The 16,313-nt window shown below is 64.3% G+C and carries 16 protein-coding genes; 6 read left to right on the top strand and 10 right to left on the bottom strand.

Going from position 1 to position 16,313, the window contains the following annotated elements:
- Positions 1–2 precede the first annotated feature (2 nt).
- Positions 3–719 (top strand): lipopolysaccharide kinase InaA family protein, encoded by a 717-nt coding sequence (locus AC788_RS10800; protein ID WP_049860643.1) that lies wholly within the window; start codon positions 3–5, stop codon positions 717–719.
- Positions 719–946 carry a hypothetical protein gene (locus AC788_RS10805; protein WP_049860644.1) on the top strand — a complete coding sequence of 76 codons (228 nt, stop codon included), beginning with the start codon at positions 719–721 and terminating at the stop codon, positions 944–946. The genes AC788_RS10800 and AC788_RS10805 overlap by 1 nt, the downstream gene beginning before the upstream one ends.
- 20 nt (positions 947–966) lie before the next feature.
- Here the strand turns inward: AC788_RS10805 and AC788_RS10810 are convergent, their stop codons facing one another.
- The 7 genes from AC788_RS10810 to AC788_RS10840 all read right to left on the bottom strand — a co-directional run bounded on the left by AC788_RS10810 (position 967) and on the right by AC788_RS10840 (position 9,946).
- Positions 967–2,076 (bottom strand): DUF1513 domain-containing protein, encoded by a 1,110-nt coding sequence (locus AC788_RS10810; RefSeq protein WP_049860645.1) that lies wholly within the window; start codon positions 2,074–2,076, stop codon positions 967–969.
- Between the two features lie 2 nt (positions 2,077–2,078).
- Complete coding sequence (locus AC788_RS10815; protein ID WP_049860646.1) at positions 2,079–3,143, bottom strand: imelysin family protein; 1,065 nt, start codon at positions 3,141–3,143, stop codon at positions 2,079–2,081.
- 25 nt (positions 3,144–3,168) lie between these two features.
- Positions 3,169–4,596 (bottom strand): di-heme oxidoreductase family protein, encoded by a 1,428-nt coding sequence (locus AC788_RS10820; protein ID WP_049860647.1) that lies wholly within the window; start codon positions 4,594–4,596, stop codon positions 3,169–3,171.
- 160 nt (positions 4,597–4,756) lie between these two features.
- Positions 4,757–6,109 carry an imelysin family protein gene (locus AC788_RS10825; RefSeq protein ID WP_049860648.1) on the bottom strand — a complete coding sequence of 451 codons (1,353 nt, stop codon included), beginning with the start codon at positions 6,107–6,109 and terminating at the stop codon, positions 4,757–4,759.
- 127 nt (positions 6,110–6,236) lie between these two features.
- Positions 6,237–8,306: a putative bifunctional diguanylate cyclase/phosphodiesterase gene (locus tag AC788_RS10830; RefSeq protein ID WP_049860649.1), complete on the bottom strand. Its 2,070-nt coding sequence runs from the start codon at positions 8,304–8,306 to the stop codon at positions 6,237–6,239.
- Positions 8,307–8,563: 257 nt separating this feature from the next.
- Entirely contained in the window at positions 8,564–9,160 is a 597-nt protein-coding gene (locus AC788_RS10835; protein WP_043186911.1) for a superoxide dismutase, read from the bottom strand.
- A 186-nt stretch (positions 9,161–9,346) separates the two neighbouring features.
- Positions 9,347–9,946 carry a LysE/ArgO family amino acid transporter gene (locus tag AC788_RS10840; protein WP_049860650.1) on the bottom strand — a complete coding sequence of 200 codons (600 nt, stop codon included), beginning with the start codon at positions 9,944–9,946 and terminating at the stop codon, positions 9,347–9,349.
- A gap of 89 nt (positions 9,947–10,035) precedes the next feature.
- Here AC788_RS10840 and AC788_RS10845 point away from each other — a divergent pair, with 89 nt between their 5' ends.
- The 3 genes from AC788_RS10845 to AC788_RS10855 all read left to right on the top strand — a co-directional run bounded on the left by AC788_RS10845 (position 10,036) and on the right by AC788_RS10855 (position 12,993).
- Positions 10,036–10,926 carry a LysR family transcriptional regulator ArgP gene (locus AC788_RS10845; protein WP_049860651.1) on the top strand — a complete coding sequence of 297 codons (891 nt, stop codon included), beginning with the start codon at positions 10,036–10,038 and terminating at the stop codon, positions 10,924–10,926.
- Positions 10,927–11,064: 138 nt separating this feature from the next.
- Complete coding sequence (locus AC788_RS10850; RefSeq protein WP_049860652.1) at positions 11,065–12,063, top strand: NAD-dependent epimerase/dehydratase family protein; 999 nt, start codon at positions 11,065–11,067, stop codon at positions 12,061–12,063.
- 90 nt (positions 12,064–12,153) lie between these two features.
- On the top strand, positions 12,154–12,993 hold the full coding sequence (locus AC788_RS10855; protein WP_049860653.1) for a hypothetical protein: 840 nt from the start codon (positions 12,154–12,156) through the stop codon (positions 12,991–12,993).
- Between the two features lie 37 nt (positions 12,994–13,030).
- On the opposite strand, the gene AC788_RS10860 is transcribed toward AC788_RS10855, so the two are convergent.
- Genes AC788_RS10860 through AC788_RS10870 form a run of 3 tightly spaced genes read right to left on the bottom strand, consistent with a single transcriptional unit; the run spans position 13,031 to position 15,578 of the window.
- Entirely contained in the window at positions 13,031–14,080 is a 1,050-nt protein-coding gene (locus AC788_RS10860; RefSeq protein WP_049860654.1) for an alkene reductase, read from the bottom strand.
- A 15-nt stretch (positions 14,081–14,095) separates the two neighbouring features.
- Complete coding sequence (locus tag AC788_RS10865; protein ID WP_049860655.1) at positions 14,096–15,262, bottom strand: MFS transporter; 1,167 nt, start codon at positions 15,260–15,262, stop codon at positions 14,096–14,098.
- A gap of 13 nt (positions 15,263–15,275) precedes the next feature.
- Positions 15,276–15,578, bottom strand: a complete 303-nt coding sequence (locus tag AC788_RS10870; protein WP_049860656.1) for an ArsR/SmtB family transcription factor — start codon at positions 15,576–15,578, stop codon at positions 15,276–15,278.
- A gap of 140 nt (positions 15,579–15,718) precedes the next feature.
- On the opposite strand from AC788_RS10870, the gene AC788_RS10875 reads away from it, so the two are divergent.
- On the top strand, positions 15,719–16,291 hold the full coding sequence (locus AC788_RS10875) for an acyl carrier protein phosphodiesterase (protein ID WP_049860657.1): 573 nt from the start codon (positions 15,719–15,721) through the stop codon (positions 16,289–16,291).
- Positions 16,292–16,313: the final 22 nt, after the last annotated feature.

The following is a 16,313-nucleotide window of genomic DNA, read 5'->3' on the forward strand; positions in this document are numbered from 1 at the left end:
GGATGGCGGTTGAGGGCATGACGGCAGGCACGGTAAGCGGCAAGGCCGGCTTCGATCACTACTGGCGGCAGCAGGGCGCGTGGGTGGAGGAGCCCAACGTGCGCCGTGGCGGCGAAAGCGGCGTGCAACGCCTGTTCGCGGCCGACGGGCAGATGATCTACGTCAAACGTCAGGTCGGACACATCTATCGCAGCTGGCTGCACCCGTTCGGTCGTCCCACGGTATTGCGCGAACGCGATGCGTTGACCGCGCTCTACCAACTGGACGTCACCGTGCCGAAGATGATCTTCTGTGGCACCCAGCGCGACGAGAACAACGAGTGGCAAGCACTGCTGGTGACGAAGTCGCTGGACGGTTTCGAAGAGTTCGAGCATTGGTTGCAGGGCGGCGGTCGCGAGCGTCATGGCGAAGCAGTCTACGAACAGGTCCTGCAGAGCCTGGCGACCAACCTGGCGCGCATGCACCGCGGACGCTGGCAACACAGCTGTATCTACATTAAGCACGTATTCGTCCGGGTCACGGGCGAAGGTAGCAATGCGCGCGGTGAAGTGGCGCTGCTGGACCTGGAGAAGTGCCGTCAACGCATGACCGCTCAGCAGGCCGCCTCACACGACATGAAGCAGCTGCGTCGCCATTCGTCGTTCAGTGATCCGGACTGGCGCAAGCTGATCTACCTTTATGAGGCGGCATTCGGCAGCTCCATCAAAGGTTTACAGTGATGAAACTAGAAATCGCACGAGGTTTGTTTCTGGTGGCGGCGCTAGGCGTGGCCACCGCGGCGGTAGCAGCGTGGGAACAACCGCGCTCGGCCATCCTCAGCGCTGCACACGGGGAGGGCAACTGTCCGTTGCCGCGCTCCCAGAAGGCGCAGATGGCCGTCACTCCGGACAAGGATTTCATCCTGTTCATGCTTGGCCTGAGCCAGGGCGTACGCACTCAGGGGTAAGGCACCCAGCTCACCTGTATTCAAGCCACGTTCAGGTGCAGGTACAGGTGATTGTCCCAAAGCCCCGACGGCAGTTGCAGCGGCGCTCCCACCAGCTGTGGAGCGCGGCAGTCGTAGTAGCGGCAGCGGCCTTGCCCCGAGGTCACCACGAAACCATCTTCCACGGCACCGACGCCCGCGCAATCGGGCAGGGTGCCGTCGTGTTTCACCGCACCGCTGTCCATGTCCCAGATGAAGAAACGGTTGGCCCTGGGCGCGGTGAGTGCCACCAGGCGCAGCTCGCTGTGCACTGCGACGCTGGCGGTGTAGTGCCCCATCGACTGCAATTGTTCCAGCGAAACGGGGAAGGCCTGAAAGGCCTGGCCCGGTCGCTTGATGGCCAGCAGCGGGGCGCTCTCGTGGCTCGGGCCCATGAACTGCTGACAGGCGAACACGGTATCGTCCGCACTGATCGCCAGATGCCGCACGCTGTTCATCGGCTGCTCCAAACATTCCTTGCTCAGCAGCGTGCCATCGCGACGCATCATCACCAGGCTGGGCTGCATGGCGTCCAGGTTCATCTCGACCCGGCTTTCGGCTTCGGTGCGGATGCCACCGTTGGCCACCACCAGGGTTTCGCCGTCCGTCATCCATGACACCTGATGCGGGCCGATACCGTGGGTGGACAACTCGCCGCTGTGCACCAGGCGCCCATCGACGAAGCGATAGACACCCAGCACACCACGGCCTGGATCGGTGGTGTCGTTCTCGGTGGCATACAACCATTCGCCGTCCTTGTGAATCACGGCGTGGCCATAGAAATGCCGGTCAGGGCGTGATTCCAGGGTTTGCAGCAGCGCCCCATCGCGCAGGTCGATCAGGTAACTCTGAGTGCCGGGACGACGCGCGACGAAGAGGGCCACCGGCAAGGTCGGGTGGTCGACGATGTCATGACAGCGTTGGCCGACCTGGGTGGCGAACACCTCACGGCCGTCCAGCCGATAACCCACGGCGTAGTGCCCGCCATCGGCATCGTCCCGGGCTGACAGCAACAGCGGTTCACGCTGTGCGTGCCTGGACAGTGTCCAATTGCCCAGGGTGAGGGCCTTGAGCAGCACTTGGGTCAGCTTCTGCGCCGAGCGTGCGATCATCGTCAGTCACCGTCGTTGGCATTGAAGCCCAGCTGGATGTTCAGGGCGCGGGCCAACTCGCCTTCGTGCAGGCGGTGGAGCACGTTGAGGCTGTCGTAGAGGGTGTTGAGAAACTGTTTGCCGGCATCGTCGCCAAGCAGGTCGCCCAGGCTGCGCGTGTTGCTGTCGAGCAGCTTCATGGACGTAGCGTAGGCCGCATCGATCTTGTCCGCCAAGGCTTTCTGGTCGCTGGGCAGCAGGCCGCGCAGGCCCTTGTTGTCGACGCCGACCCAGACGGTCTGCGCGGCCGCCAGACTGGCACGCACGCTGTGTATCGACTGGGCGCTGCGCCAGGCTTCGGCCTGGTAGGGTTGGGCGATGCCCTTGGTGAGGCGGCCCATGGGCGCGCCGAGCTTCTTCTTCAGGGTGTCGAGTGCGGTGACCTGGGCCCGTAGGACGTCGGCGATGGCCTCGTGGGAATCGGCGTAGCGCTGGTTGGGAAACTTGGTCATCTGCGCAAGCATGCCGTCGGCGCTGTTCCAACTGGCGAGAATCTCTTCGGCCAGTGCTTTCTGGTGCTCGCCGATGGCAGTGAGCAGCGGGCAATAGCGAGCCTTCTGCGCGGCATCGGCAATTTCCGGCTTGCTGTCGAAAAGGATGTACTCGTACGCCGAAAGGCCCTGCACCACCACGCTGGCCTTGGCCAGGCTCTGTGCATCGATGGGTTGCTCGGCGTTGGCGAGCTGCTCGACCTGGCGCCCGACCAGGTTTTTCTTGTCCGGCCAGAACTGCACCGACCAGGCCTTGTTGCCTTCGGCCAGCGGGCCGATCAGCAAGGGTTGCAGCTCGGCCCAGGCTTTTTGCGCCTTGAGGAAATCAGCGCGCGCGGCGTCCAGTGGCTGGGAGCCTTGGCAGAATGCCAGGGCGCTGGCGGCCAGTTGCCGATCGGCTTCTACCCAACGGCTATAAGTCGGCAGGATGACCTGCTTGGCGATGGCAGCACTGGTGACGGCTTGCTGGTCTTGGGGCGAGCAGGCGCCCAGTGCCAGGGCAGCGAGGCCGGTGAAGAGCAGCTTGGGACGGAACATGTAGGCTCCTGAAACGTGTAGTCATCTAGAGAGAGTTCAAGAACGCCAGCAGCGCTGCGCGCTGCTGGTCGTCGAATTGCAATACCTGCTGTTTCGCCGCTTCGGCCTCGCCGCCATGCCACAGCACGGCCTCGAGCAGGTTGCGCGCACGGCCGTCGTGAAGGAACTGGCTGTGCCCGCTGACCGTTTCGCTCAAGCCGATGCCCCACAGCGGCGGCGTCCGCCAGTCCTGTGCGCCGGCCTTGAACTCGCTGCGTCCGTCGGCCAAGCCTGGGCCCATGTCGTGCAGCAGCAGATCGGTATAGGGGCGAATCGTCTGGTTGCGCAACTCCGGTTCCGCGGCGTCGCTTGCCGTGGTGTATTGCGCCACATGGCAACCCTGACAGCCAGCCTGGTAGAACAGATTCTTGCCGGCCAGCACCTGCGCAGAGTCGACGTCGCGGCGTGCCGGTACGCCCAGGTTGCGGGTGTAGAACAGCACCAGGCGCAGAATGTTATCACTGACTTCGGGTTCGCCGCCCGGGCCATTGCCATTGATCGCCCCACGGCAGGCGGTTTGCGCCGCCGTGCACTCATCGAACGGACGCAGCGAAGTGGTAAGCCCCATGTCGCCGGAGAAGGCATGCACATTCTGCTGATTCAGGTTGGGCTGCCCGGCTTTCCAGCCGAAGCGGCCGAGCACGGTACGGTTCTGGGCATCGTCCCATACCCGGTTGGGCCGACCCTTGATCGGGCCGGCGCTCTCGGCCTGGTGGCGGGCATTGGCCAGGATGTCCTGCTCGCTGATCGCTTCGAGCAGGCCCAGACCGATCATCGGTGGCGCGATCCGCGCCGAGAAGCGTGTATCGGGATGCAGGCCGCCGTAGCCCAGTTGGCTGATCTGCAGCTGCGGCTTGCGCAGTTCGATCTGCGTACCGTCCTCGAAGCGCACCGGCACGCTCTGGTAGGTCACCCGCACCTTGCCTTCAGGGGCGTGACCGGGGATGGCCATGTCCTGCAATTGCGTGCCATAGACCGGTTCGGGCACCACGCCCAGGCGCTCGATCTCGCGCAGGTAGTTCGGGCTGTCGGGCAGCGACAGGCGTACCAGCATGGACACGGCACTCAGCGCGTCGTCCTCGGGCGGGTGGCCGCGACCGTCCTTGATGTGGCAGTTCTGGCAGGCATTGGTGTTGAACAGCGGCCCCAGGCCGTCGCGCGCGGTGGTGGTGGATGGCGCGATGACCCACGGGCTGCGGAAGAAACTGTTGCCCACGCTGAAATCCAGGCGCCGGACCGGTGACAGATTGGCCGAAGGCATGGAGTAGGCGTTGACGTCGAATTTGCGCACCGTGGCCTGGCCCGCGCTGTTCGCTTCGCCAGGTTCGGCCTGGGTGAAGCGCGGGGCGTCGTCGCACCCGCCCAGGCCGCAGGCCAGAAGCAGAGAGACGAAGCAGGGTAGGGCTGTGCGCATGGTCTGGAAGCTGTGGGAATCGGTTGAAAGTTTGGCGATGGGGCTGTGAAAGCCTGGCGGGCAGCGGACTCGCCGCCCGCTTCGCCTGTACGGGCTTTCGAGCCTTGGGTGAACGGGCTGCACCGGACGCGCGAGTGCCTGTCGGTGCAGCCCGGATCGATCAGAACTCGTGGTCGGCGGTGTCCGGGTTGAGATCGGTGATACCCAGTTTGCCGGCGGCCTGCTCGATAGCGCCGGTCTGCTTGACCAGGGCGGCGATCGCATCGCGCACCACTTGCTGGCCGGCGGCGTTATCGCTGCTGATCAGCTGGTCGAAGTGCTCGCCCTTGTTGGCGCGGTCGACGATGGCCTGCATCTTGGCTTCGGTGTCGGCCAGGTCGGCCTTCAACGCGGTATCGGTGGCCGGGTCGGCCTTGGCCACCAGCGAGGACAGGCTTGCACCGGTCAGCTTGGTGCCGTCGGTACGGGTGTACTCGCCCAGGTAGACGTTGCGGATACCCTTGGCATTGTAGAACGCCGAGTTGTGCGTGTTGTCGCTGAAGCAGTCGTGCTCGTCTTCCGGCGAGTTGGCTTCCAGGGCGACCTTCATGCGCTCGCCGGCCAATTCGCCGAGGGACAGGCTGCCCATGCCGAAGAGCATCTTGCGCAGGCCGCTGTCGACCGGCTCGCCCACCAGGGTGGCGCGGTAGTTGTCGGCGACGTTGGGTTTCCAGTTGGCGAGCATCTCTTCGAGGTCGCTGACCAGTAGGTCGGTGACGGCCTTGAGGTAGGCACGACGACGGTCGTTGTGGCCACCGGTGGCACCGGCGCCTTCCAGGTAGTCGGACGCTGGACGGTTGCCGGCGCCTGGGCCGGTACCGTTGAGGTCCTGGCCCCAGAGCAGGAATTCGATGGCGTGGTAGCCGGTAGCGACGTTGGCTTCCGAACCACCGAGTTCGTTCAGGCTGGCGAGCTTCTCGGGCGTGATGTCGCTGACGTCGACCTTGTCTTCACCGACCTGGATGATTTTGTTGGCGATGATGTTGGCGGTAGCGCCGGGGTTGCCCAGGGCGTGCTCGTAGCTCTTGTCGGTGTAGTCGATCAGGCCTTCGTCCAGGGGCCAGGCGTTGACCTGACCTTCCCAGTCATCGATCAAGGTATTGCCGAAACGAAAGGTCTCGGTCTGCAGGTACGAAGGGCGCGAGGCAACCCAGGCATCGCGCGCAGCTTTCAAGGTGGCGTCGCTGGGCGCGGCAAGGAAGGCGTCGACGGCTTTCTGCAATGCCTGAGCAGTTGTCAGGGCATCTTCGAACGTGGCGTGCACGATGTCCGCGTAGTGGGCGACCACGGCCTTGGCCGCAGCTTCGTCGAGGGTGCCGGAAGCCGTGGGCACCGCAGCCGGGGCCGCCGGCGCGGAGGCGGCCGGGGCTGGGGTCTGGGCGGCGGTGGTGGTTTGCTTGTCCTTGCTGTCGCAGCCGGCAAGAGCGATGGCGATGGCCAGCAGACTGGCGGTGGCCAGGGGCGTACGAATCATGGCGAAATCCTGCGTCAAGAGTGGCGAGCGGGCGCGCGGAGGGCGCGCAAAACTGCGCCATAATGCGAAAGATATGCATTTTCTGTAAAGGGCTAATGTGAAAAAAGCTTCAGGCTGACGCGTTGCGCTAACTCTGCGACGGCGCCGAGGTGAGGTGGGTACGGCTGCGCTCCGATTGCTTGAGCAGGGCCGTCAACTCACGCGCCGCCAGCGGCTTGCTGTAGAGGTAGCCCTGACCTTCGTGGCAACCCTGGGCGACGATATAGGCCTCCTGCTCCAGAGTTTCGACACCTTCGGCGATGACCTGCATGTTCAGGCTCTTGCCCAGCTGGATGATGGCCCGCACGATGGTCGCGTCATCCTCGTCGCTGAGCACGTCCTGGACAAAACTCTTGTCGATCTTGATCTTGTCCAGAGGCAGCGACTTCAGGTAACTGAGCGATGAATAGCCAGTGCCGAAGTCGTCGATGGCAATCAGTGCGCCCGAGCGGCGCAGGCTCAGCAGGTGCTGCGCGGCCGTGCTGATGTCTTCCATGAGGCCGGTTTCGGTCACCTCCAGCTCCAGGCTGCGCGGCGGCAGACGATACATTTGCAGGATGTTGCTGACTACGCGGGGCAGTTCGTTGTGGTGCAACTGCACCGTGGACAGGTTGACTGCCATGCGCAGGCCGATGAAGCCCTGGTCATGCCACTCGCGCAACTGGCTGCAGGCCTGATTGAGGACCCATTCGCCGATGGCGATGATGCTGCGGTTCTGCTCGGCCAGGGGGATGAACTGATCGGGGGGAACCAGGCCGTGTTCCGGGTGCTGCCAGCGCAGCAGCGCCTCGACGCCGACGATACTGTGGTCGCGGTAGCTGATCTGCGGCTGGTAGACCAGGTGCAGTTGATTGCGCGCCAGTGCCTCGCGCAGGTCCTTTTCCAGCTCGCGGCGTCGGCGCATCTCGGTGTCGACGCTGGCGATGTAGAACTGGTAGCGGTTGCGCGAACGGACCTTGGCCAGGGTCATGGTCTGCTCGGCTTTCTGCAGCAGCTTCTCGGTACTGTCGCCGTCTTCAGGAAACAGGGTGATGCCGATGGTGGCGCGCAGGCGGATTGAATGCTCGTCGAGCGCGAAAGGGGCATCGAGGTCGTCGAGAATGCGCTGCGCCAGCTCCGCTGCCTTGTAGGGCTGTTCGATGTCCGCCTGAACCAGCGCGAACTGGTCGCCGCCCAGGCGTGCCAGGTTGCCGAACCTGCCGCTGTGGGCCCGCAGGCGGTCGGCCAGGGCGCGCAGCAGGAGGTCGCCCGTCTGGTAGCCGAACTGCTCGTTGATGCCCTTGAAGTCATCCAGGCCGACGCACAAGACCGCGACCCGACGCTGCAGGCGATGGGCGTCAAGCAGGACCTTGTCCAGTTGTTGCTGCAGTTGCACGCGGTTGGCCAGGCCGGTCAGCACGTCGTGCTGGGCCATGTGCAACATGCTGTCTTCGGCTTCGTGGCGCAGCTGGGTGTTGCGCTCGATGGACGCCAGGAGCTGGTTGGCCGTGTTGACCCACAGGCCCAGCTCATTGTGCTCATGACCGCGTGGCAACGGCAGTTGGTATTCACCGGGCCGGTCGGGATTGATCTGCAGCAGGTGTTCGATGATTCGTGACAGCGGCTTGGTCAGCAGCCAGTGATAGATCAGGTACAGCAACAGACCCAGGGCCAGGGCGCGCAAGGTGCCGGAAATGAAGATGATCACCGAGCTGACGATGAAGTCCTCGCCATAGGTGGCGGTGTCCAGGGTGATGTGCAGGTCGCCGTAGTATTCGCTGAACGGGCCGCGACCGACCAGGCGTGTGCTGAAGCTGCGCTCCTGGCCCAGGATGCGATCGGTCAGCCAGCGGCTGCTCAAGCTCTGCAGTGGGCGCGAGCGTTCGGCCAGCATGGCTTCGTCGGGGTGGCCGATGGACGCTTGACGCACCGCTTCATCCTGAAACAGCCCTTCGATCACCTGCATGCCCATTTCCCGGTCCAGGCTGTAGAGCGCCTGGGTCGAAGGGTCGCGGAACATGGCCAGGATCCGCTCGGCGTCGGCGGAGATGGCCTGGCGGGTCTTGTAGCCATCGAAGACGATCTGCGCACAGCTGAGCACCATGCCCACGACCAGGGCCGACACCAGCACCGCGCGAAGCAACTTGACGGACAAGCTGTTCCTGACTTCCAGCTTCAATGGCAATTCCTTGTGTCGAACGCTTGGCATCAAGATGCCACGAGTATTGGCAACTTACCGTGGGCCGTAAAGCCACAAATGAACGCGAATCGTACCGATTGTCTCGAATGGCGACAGGCGCGCCAGTGTGTCGGCCGGCCTGGATGCATTCTTGAGCGACAATCTGGCAACAAGCTGGACGGGAAGTGCCATCGGCGAATGCAGGCGGGCACAAAAAAGCCCGGCACGAAGGCCGGGCTTTTCAGAAACGATGTGGCTTATGCAGTGAAGGCGCGGCCTTCGTACTGCTGGGCCACGAAGTCCCAGTTCACCAGGTTCCAGAACGCCTCGACATACTTTGGACGCACGTTGCGGTAGTCGATGTAGTAGGCGTGTTCCCAGACGTCGCAGGTCAGCAGCGGGGTGTCGCCGTTGGTCAGCGGGTTGCCGGCACCGATGGTGCTGGCCAGGGCCAGGGAGCCGTCAGCTTTCTTCACCAGCCAGCCCCAGCCGGAACCGAAGGTGCCGACCGACGTCTTGGTGAATTCTTCCTTGAACGTGTCGAACGAACCGAACGCGGTGTTGATGGCTTCGGCCAATGCACCGGTAGGCTGGCCACCGGCGTTGGGCGCCAGGCAGTTCCAGTAGAAAGTGTGGTTCCAGACCTGGGCGGCGTTGTTGAAGATGCCACCGGACGACGACTTGACGATTTCTTCGAGGGTCTTGCCTTCGAACTCGGTGCCAGGCACCAGGTTGTTCAGGTTCACGACATAGGTGTTGTGGTGCTTGTCGTGGTGATACTCCAGGGTTTCCTTGGAGATGTGCGGCTGCAGGGCATCGTGGGCGTAGGGCAGCGGCGGCAATTCGAAAGCCATGGTGATTCTCCTAATCAGGTCTGTTGCGGTTTGCGCACGGCCGATCACGGGCGGCCTGAGAAACGTCGGCGAGTTTTTACTCTTTGCGACGCAGTGCCGGATCATAGCATCGGCATGGGGCCTTAACCACGCAACAACTGTGTGGGATAGAGGTTCCAGAGCCTTTGCCTGGCCAGACTGACGGTTTCAGGTGAACACCAGTTGCGCCGCGACCGCGAACATCATCACCGCTACCATCAGGTCGAGCAGGCGCCAGGTGGTGGGACGTGCCAACCAGGGGGCCAGCCAGGCCGCAGCCAGGGCCAGGCCGAAGAACCACATCAGCGACGCACTGGTGGCGCCGGCAACGTAGGCAGCCGGTACGCTTTGCTGGGCGCCCAGTGAGCCGATCAACAGCACCGTATCGAGGTACACATGGGGATTGAGCAGGGTCACCGCCAAGGCACTCAGCAGCACCGCCTTGCGCGAGCGCAGCCCGGTATTGTCGGCCCGTTCCAGGCTCTGCCGCGAGCAGGCACGGCGCAACGCCTGGGCGCCGTACCACAGCAAGAACAGGGCGCCGCCCCAGCGCGCCACTGCCAGCAACGTCGGATTGTGCGCCAATAGCGTGGCCAGGCCGAACACACCGGCGGCCACCAGCAGCGCGTCACAGGTCACACACAGCAGGGCTACGGGCAGGTGATGCTCGCGGCGCAAGCTCTGCGCCAGAACGAACGCGTTCTGCGTGCCGATCGCCATGATCAGGCCGAACGAAACCAGCAAACCATTCAGGTAACTCTGCCACATCGGTGTTTCTCCCTTTAGAAGCTGGCCATTGTGAGGACTGGCGCGGTATAAGAAAAACCAATAGTGCTGATCATTCATTAGGGAAACTGATGTTCGATTACAAGCTGCTCGCCGCACTGGCTGCCGTGGTGGAACAGACCGGGTTCGAGCGTGCTGCCCAGGTGCTGGGCTTGTCGCAATCGGCGGTGTCGCAGCGGATAAAGCTGCTCGAAGCGCGGGTGGGTCAGCCGGTGCTGATCCGCGCCACGCCACCGGCGCCCACCGATATCGGCCGGCGCCTGCTCAACCATGTGCAGCAGGTGCGCTTGCTCGAGCGTGATCTGCAGGGGCAGGTGCCGACGCTGGATGAGCAGGGCATGCCCGAGCGCCTGCGCATCGCCTTGAATGCCGACAGCCTGGGCACCTGGTGGGCGGGGGCGGTAGGTGAGTTCTGCATTCGCGAGCAGTTGCTTCTGGACCATGTGGTGGAGGATCAGGACGTCGGCCTCAAGCGCATGCGTGCCGGTGAAGTGGCGGCCTGCCTGTGTGCCAGCGAGCGGCCTCTGGCCGGCGCGCGCAGTCTCTTGCTGGGGGCCATGCGCTACCGGGCGCTGGCCAGCCCCGGTTTCATGGCCCGGCATTTTCCCGACGGGTTCGACCCGGCCCATCTGCCGCGCACGCCCGCACTGGTGTTCGGCCCCGACGACTATCTGCAACACCGCTTTCTGGCATCGCTGGGTCTGGCCGAGGGCTTTCTCCATCACCTGTGCCCCTCGTCCGAGGGCTTCAACCGTTTGGCCAAGGCCGGCATGGGCTGGGGCATGGTGCCCGAGCTGCAGGTCGAGGACGCGCTGGCCGAGGGCAGTCTGATCGAGATCTGCGTCGGACATCCGGTGGATGTGCCGCTGTACTGGCATCACTGGCGCAACGGCGGACAGCTGCTCGAACGGCTCACGCAACATCTGCGCGACGGTGCCGGGAGCTGGTTGGTGCCGCTGTGAGCCCTGCGCGCGTCTATCGGTAGCAGGCGTCGTCAAGGCGTGCAGTGCACACCCGTAAATCACCTCGAAGCACGCGGCAAAGCCCTTTTTCCGGGCGAGCTGCGGTTACACATTGATCGATGTACAGCGGAGCAATTCATGAAGATTCTGGTCACCGGCGCAAGCGGCTTCATCGGCGGACGCTTCACGCGCCTGGCGCTGGAGCAGGGGCTTGAGGTGCGCATCAATGGTCGCCGGGCCGAAGGGGTGGAGCATCTGGTTCGACGCGGTGCGCAGTTCACCCAGGGTGACTTGCTCGACCCCGATCTGGCCAAGCGCCTGTGCATAGGCATCGATGCGGTGGTGCATTGCGCCGGGGCCGTGGGTACCTGGGGCCGCTACCAGACGTTTCATCAGGCCAACGTCGAAGTCACCGAGAACGTCGTCGAGGCCTGTCTCAAGGAGCATGTGCAACGGCTGGTGTATCTGTCGTCGGCGGCGGTGTATGTCGACGGCCGCAGCCACCTCGGACTCAAGGAAGAGCGGGTGCCGAAGCGCCTGCGTGGCCATGAGGCGCGCACCAAGTGGCTGGCCGAGCAGAAGGTCCTGGGCGCCGCCGAGTTCGGCCTGGAAACCGTCGTGCTGCGCCCGCATCGGGTGACCGGCGCTGGCGACGGGCAGCAGTTCGCACGGCTGATCGAGCGGCAGCGCAAGAATCGCCTGCGGATCATCGGTGACGGCTTGAACAAGGTCGATTTCACCAGTGTGCAGAACCTCAATCAAGCACTGCTGGGCGCATTGTCGGCGGGCGATACCGCGCTCAATCAGGTCTACAACATCAGCAATGGCGCGCCGATACCGTTGTGGGACGTGATCAACTACGTGATGCGCCAGCTCGAATTGCCCCAGGTGCAGCGCTATCGCGATTTCGGCCTGGCCCACGGCAGCGCTGCGCTCGGCGAGGCGGCCTGCCTGCTCTGGCCCGGCCAGCCTCGGCCGCGACTGTCGCGCTACGAGGTGCAGGCGCTGCACGAGCATTTCACGCTGGATATCAACCGCGCCCGACACTACCTGGGTTACGACCCGCGGACCTCGCTGTGGGCATCGCTGGATGAGTTCTGTGGCTGGTGGCGTGCCCAGGGCGCGGCCGGCGCTTGAGCCAATTGCCTCGGTGGTCGGTCGATGACCACCGTTGCGAGGTTATACTCGCGGTCCCGGCCATTACCCCGTGACACAAAGGTTTCTCACATGCGCAAAGATGCCCGCGACGACTTCGACGACAACCTGCCCAGCCTGCGCGGCGATACCCGCGACGATGACGACTTCGCCCCGGTGGGCGGCGGGCGCGAGCGCGATGCGTTGTATTCGCGCAACACCCCGGTGGTGCGCGTCAAGGCGCCCAGCACCGGCGCGCTGTGGGCACTGATCGGGGCCTTGTTCATCGCCTTGGGCGGGCTGGGGTGGTGGAGCTTCCAGCAGATCAACCTGATGGAGCAGCAGTTGGTGGCGACCCAGGAAAGCTTCGCGCGCATCAGCGAAGAAGCGGCGGGGCGCCTGCAGGACATCAGTGGCAAGGTTGCCAACACCCAATCCACTGCCGTGTCGGGCAGCGAAGCGATGCGGGCCGAGATCAAGGAGTTGCAGGACCAGTTGGCACAGCAGACCCAGCAGCAGAGTGGTGTGGCCGGTCAGCAGAGCACCTTGCAGACACGTCTGGAGCAGGCGGCGTCGCAAGTGGCCGCGCAGCAGGCGCTCAACGAGCAGTTGCAGGCGCAGTTGAAGAGCCTGGGCAGCGACCTGGCCGCACTCAAGCAGGCCCAGCCGGATACCGGCAAGTTGCAGGCACGCCTGGATGGCCTGGACGGCGAGCTGGCCGCATTGAAAAAGAGCAACCCCAGCGCGCAATTGGAGCGTCTGGAGCAGGACCTGATCGTGCTCAAGAGCGAGCAGGAGAATCGCCCGGCGGCCAGCAGTGGGCCGAGCGTCAATGAATTCGATGCGTTTCGCGGGCAGGCGACGCGCAGCTTGACCACCTTGCAGAGTCAGGTGCAGAACCTGCAACAGCAGATCAGTCAGCTGCGGCGCTGAACGGCCGGGCGCGCCTGGTAGCGGCCCGGCCTGCCGCTTACATGCGCGGGTAGTCCAGATAGCCAGCAGCGCCCTTGGCGTAGAACGTTTCAGGGTGTGGCTCGTTCAGCGGTGCATCGGCCTGCAGGCGCTCGGGCAGGTCGGGGTTGGCGATGTACGGCACGCCGAAGGCCACGGCATCGGCGATGCCGTTGGCCAGGGCAGCGTTGGCCGAAGCCTTGTCGAAACGCTCGTTGACGATGTACGGACCGCCGAATGCATCACGCAGTTGCGCGGCCAGGCTGTCTTCCCCTTCCTTCTCGCGGGCACAGATGAACGCGATGCCACGCTTGCCCAGCTCGCGGGCCACATAGGTGAAGGTTTCGGCGCGGTTGGCGTCGCCCATGTCATGCAGGTCGGCGCGTGGCGAGAGGTGCACGCCGACACGGTCGGCGCCCCAGACGTCGATGGCCGCATCGGTCACTTCCAGCAGCAGGCGCGCGCGATTTTCCAGCGAGCCGCCGTAGGCGTCGGTGCGCTGGTTGGTGCTGCTCTGCAGGAACTGGTCGAGCAGGTAGCCGTTGGCGCCGTGGATTTCCACGCCGTCGAAGCCGGCGGCCTTGGCGTTTTCCGCGCCCACACGGTAGGCCTCGACGATGTCGGCGATTTCAGCGGTTTCCAGCGCCCGTGGCGTTTCGAAACCGGTGATCGGACGCACCAGGCTGACGTGGCCGTCAGCGGCGATGGCGCTGGGGGCCACCGGCAGTTCGCCGTTCAGGTACAGCGAGTGGGAGATGCGGCCCACGTGCCACAGCTGCAGCATGATCCGCCCGCCGGCGGCGTGTACGGCCTGGGTGACGTTGGCCCAGCCACGCACCTGGTCGTTGGACCAGATGCCGGGGGTGTCAGGGTAACCGACGCCCATGGGCGTGACCGAGGTCGCTTCGCTGAGGATCAGACCGGCGCTGGCGCGTTGCACGTAGTAGTCGGCCATCATCTGGTTCGGCACGCGGCCCTCGTCGGCGCGGCAGCGGGTCAGTGGGGCCATGATGATACGGTTCGGCAGTTCCAGCGCGCCGAGCTTGATCGGGTCGAAAAGTGTAGTCATGGAAAACAGCCTCTATCAGTGAGTGGCAGGTGCCAGGTCCGGAGTCCGGGTCTGGCGAAAGGTGATCAGGGTGACGATCAGGGCGAGCACGGCCAGAACCGCCGCGGCCAGTGGCACGCTGGTCAGGCCGAGGCCGCCGGCGATGACGGCGCCGCCGATCCAGGCGCCCAGGGCGTTGCCGACGTTGAAGGCGCTGATGTTCAGGGTCGACACCAGGTTGGGTGCCGACTTGCCGAAGGTCACCACGTTGATCTGCAGCGCAGGCACGGCGGCGAAGGCTGCAGCGGCCCACAGGAACAGGGTGATTTCGGTGGGAATGACGGCGACTGCGGTCCAGCTCAGCGCGGTGGACACCACCGCCATGGCCGCGAACACGCCGACCAGGGTCGCGCCCAGGCGTCGATCCGCCAGCTTGCCGCCGATGATGTTGCCCACGGTCAGGCCCAGGCCGATCAGCAGCAGGGTGTAGGTGACGCCGCGCGGCGAGATGCCGGTGACATCGCCCAGCAGCGGCGCGATGTAGGTGAACAGGGTGAACATCGACGCGGCGAACAAGGCCGTCATGCTCAGCGACAGCCAGATCCCGGCGCCCTTGAGCGCCGACAGTTCGGCGACCATGTCCAGCTTGGCTTCTTCGCGATTGCTGGGCAGAAAACGCAGCAGACCGATCAGGGCGACGACGCCGATCAGCGTCACCACCCAGAAGGTCGAACGCCAGCCTGCGGCTTGGCCCAATGCGGTGCCCAGCGGCACACCCAGCACGTTGGCCAGGGTCAGGCCGGTGAACATCAGGGCCACGGCCGAAGCGCGCTTGTTGGGCGCGACCAGCCCCGCAGCCACCACCGAACCGATGCCGAAGAAGGCGCCGTGGGACAACGCGGTGACCACCCGGGCGAACATCAGCACGTTGTAGTCGCTGGCGATCGCGCACAGCAGGTTGCCGATGATGAAGATGCCCATCAGCACCACCAGCGCCGCCTTGCGTGGCAGGCGCGCGGTGGCCAGGGCCATGAATGGGGCGCCGATGGCCACGCCCAGGGCGTAGCCGGTGACCAGCCAGCCGGCGCTGGGGATGCTCACGCCGAGATCGCCCGCCACATCGGGCAGCAGGCCCATGATGACGAACTCGGTGGTGCCGATGGCGAAAGAGCTCAGCGCCAGGATCAGCAGGGGTAAGGGCATGGGAAAATCCTTGTCAGAGCTGTTCGCTCATTTGCGCGAGAAACGCCTGGATGACGTCCTCGTTGCGTTTGAAAAAGTGCCACTGGCCAACCTTCTTGCTGCTGATCAGGCCGGCCCGTTGCAGGGTTGCCAGATGGGCGGAAACGGTTGACTGCGAGAGGCCGCAGCGTTGGTCGATCTGCCCGGCACACACACCGTTTTCGGTGCTGTGGTGCTGATCGGGAAACTGCCCCTGGGGATCCTTGAGCCACGCCAGGATTTCCCTGCGCACGGGGTGGGAGAGGGCTTTTATTATTTCGTCGAGATCAAGGGGCATGACGGACTCGGCTTATATCGGGACGGGACGAAATATATATCTGTATTTCGCGATATACAAATATGATTGCGTGCTAACGAAGCGCCGTTCGGCTATATCGGGTTATAACGATACAAGCGCAATGGTGCTAAGCTGCCGGCATGAACTACCTCGCGCACCTTCACCTCGGCGGTCCTTTACCTGAGCAGCTGCTCGGCAGCCTCTATGGCGATTTCGTCAAGGGTCGCCTGGAGGGGCGCTTCAGCGCGCCCCTGGAAGCCGGCATTCGGCTGCATCGGCAGATCGACGCGTTCACCGACAGCCATCCGCTGGTGCTGGGTGCCATTGGCCGTTTTCCGGTAGAGCGGCGACGTTATGCCGGGATCATCGTCGACGTGTTCTTCGATCACTGCCTGGCGCGGCACTGGGCGGATTATTCACAGCAGCCGTTGGCGGACTTCTCACGCCACGTCTATCGCGTGCTGGCCGCCGAAGCCGACCTGCCCGGACGGCTGGCGGCCATGGCGCCACACATGATCGCCGAGGATTGGCTGGGGTCGTACCGTGATTTTCAGATTATCGAGCGGGTGCTGCAGGGGATTTCACGGCGCCTGTCAAAGCCCGAGGGGCTGGCCGGGGCGTTCGAGGAAGTACAGGCGCTGTATGAGCCGCTGAGCGAGGATTTTCGGGCGTTCTATCCGGTGGTGCAGGGGTTCGCTCGGGAGATGCGGTGATTGTGCCGACGCTTTCGCGGGC

Source organism: Pseudomonas sp. RIT-PI-a (genome assembly GCF_001187875.1).
GTDB classification, from domain to species: Bacteria; Pseudomonadota; Gammaproteobacteria; order Pseudomonadales; family Pseudomonadaceae; genus Aquipseudomonas; species Aquipseudomonas coleopterorum.

What these genes read in the sequence shown, in the direction of transcription:
- AC788_RS10800 (WP_049860643.1), top strand. Translation starts at nt 3, where the DNA reads ATGGCGGTTGAGGGCATGACGGCAGGCACGGTAAGCGGCAAGGCCGGC.
- AC788_RS10805 (WP_049860644.1), top strand. Translation starts at nt 719, where the DNA reads ATGAAACTAGAAATCGCACGAGGTTTGTTTCTGGTGGCGGCGCTAGGC.
- AC788_RS10810 (WP_049860645.1), bottom strand. Translation starts at nt 2,076, where the DNA reads ATGATCGCACGCTCGGCGCAGAAGCTGACCCAAGTGCTGCTCAAGGCC.
- AC788_RS10815 (WP_049860646.1), bottom strand. Translation starts at nt 3,143, where the DNA reads ATGTTCCGTCCCAAGCTGCTCTTCACCGGCCTCGCTGCCCTGGCACTG.
- AC788_RS10820 (WP_049860647.1), bottom strand. Translation starts at nt 4,596, where the DNA reads ATGCGCACAGCCCTACCCTGCTTCGTCTCTCTGCTTCTGGCCTGCGGC.
- AC788_RS10825 (WP_049860648.1), bottom strand. Translation starts at nt 6,109, where the DNA reads ATGATTCGTACGCCCCTGGCCACCGCCAGTCTGCTGGCCATCGCCATC.
- AC788_RS10835 (WP_043186911.1), bottom strand. Translation starts at nt 9,160, where the DNA reads ATGGCTTTCGAATTGCCGCCGCTGCCCTACGCCCACGATGCCCTGCAG.
- AC788_RS10840 (WP_049860650.1), bottom strand. Translation starts at nt 9,946, where the DNA reads ATGTGGCAGAGTTACCTGAATGGTTTGCTGGTTTCGTTCGGCCTGATC.
- AC788_RS10845 (WP_049860651.1), top strand. Translation starts at nt 10,036, where the DNA reads ATGTTCGATTACAAGCTGCTCGCCGCACTGGCTGCCGTGGTGGAACAG.
- AC788_RS10850 (WP_049860652.1), top strand. Translation starts at nt 11,065, where the DNA reads ATGAAGATTCTGGTCACCGGCGCAAGCGGCTTCATCGGCGGACGCTTC.
- AC788_RS10855 (WP_049860653.1), top strand. Translation starts at nt 12,154, where the DNA reads ATGCGCAAAGATGCCCGCGACGACTTCGACGACAACCTGCCCAGCCTG.
- AC788_RS10860 (WP_049860654.1), bottom strand. Translation starts at nt 14,080, where the DNA reads ATGACTACACTTTTCGACCCGATCAAGCTCGGCGCGCTGGAACTGCCG.
- AC788_RS10865 (WP_049860655.1), bottom strand. Translation starts at nt 15,262, where the DNA reads ATGCCCTTACCCCTGCTGATCCTGGCGCTGAGCTCTTTCGCCATCGGC.
- AC788_RS10870 (WP_049860656.1), bottom strand. Translation starts at nt 15,578, where the DNA reads ATGCCCCTTGATCTCGACGAAATAATAAAAGCCCTCTCCCACCCCGTG.
- AC788_RS10875 (WP_049860657.1), top strand. Translation starts at nt 15,719, where the DNA reads ATGAACTACCTCGCGCACCTTCACCTCGGCGGTCCTTTACCTGAGCAG.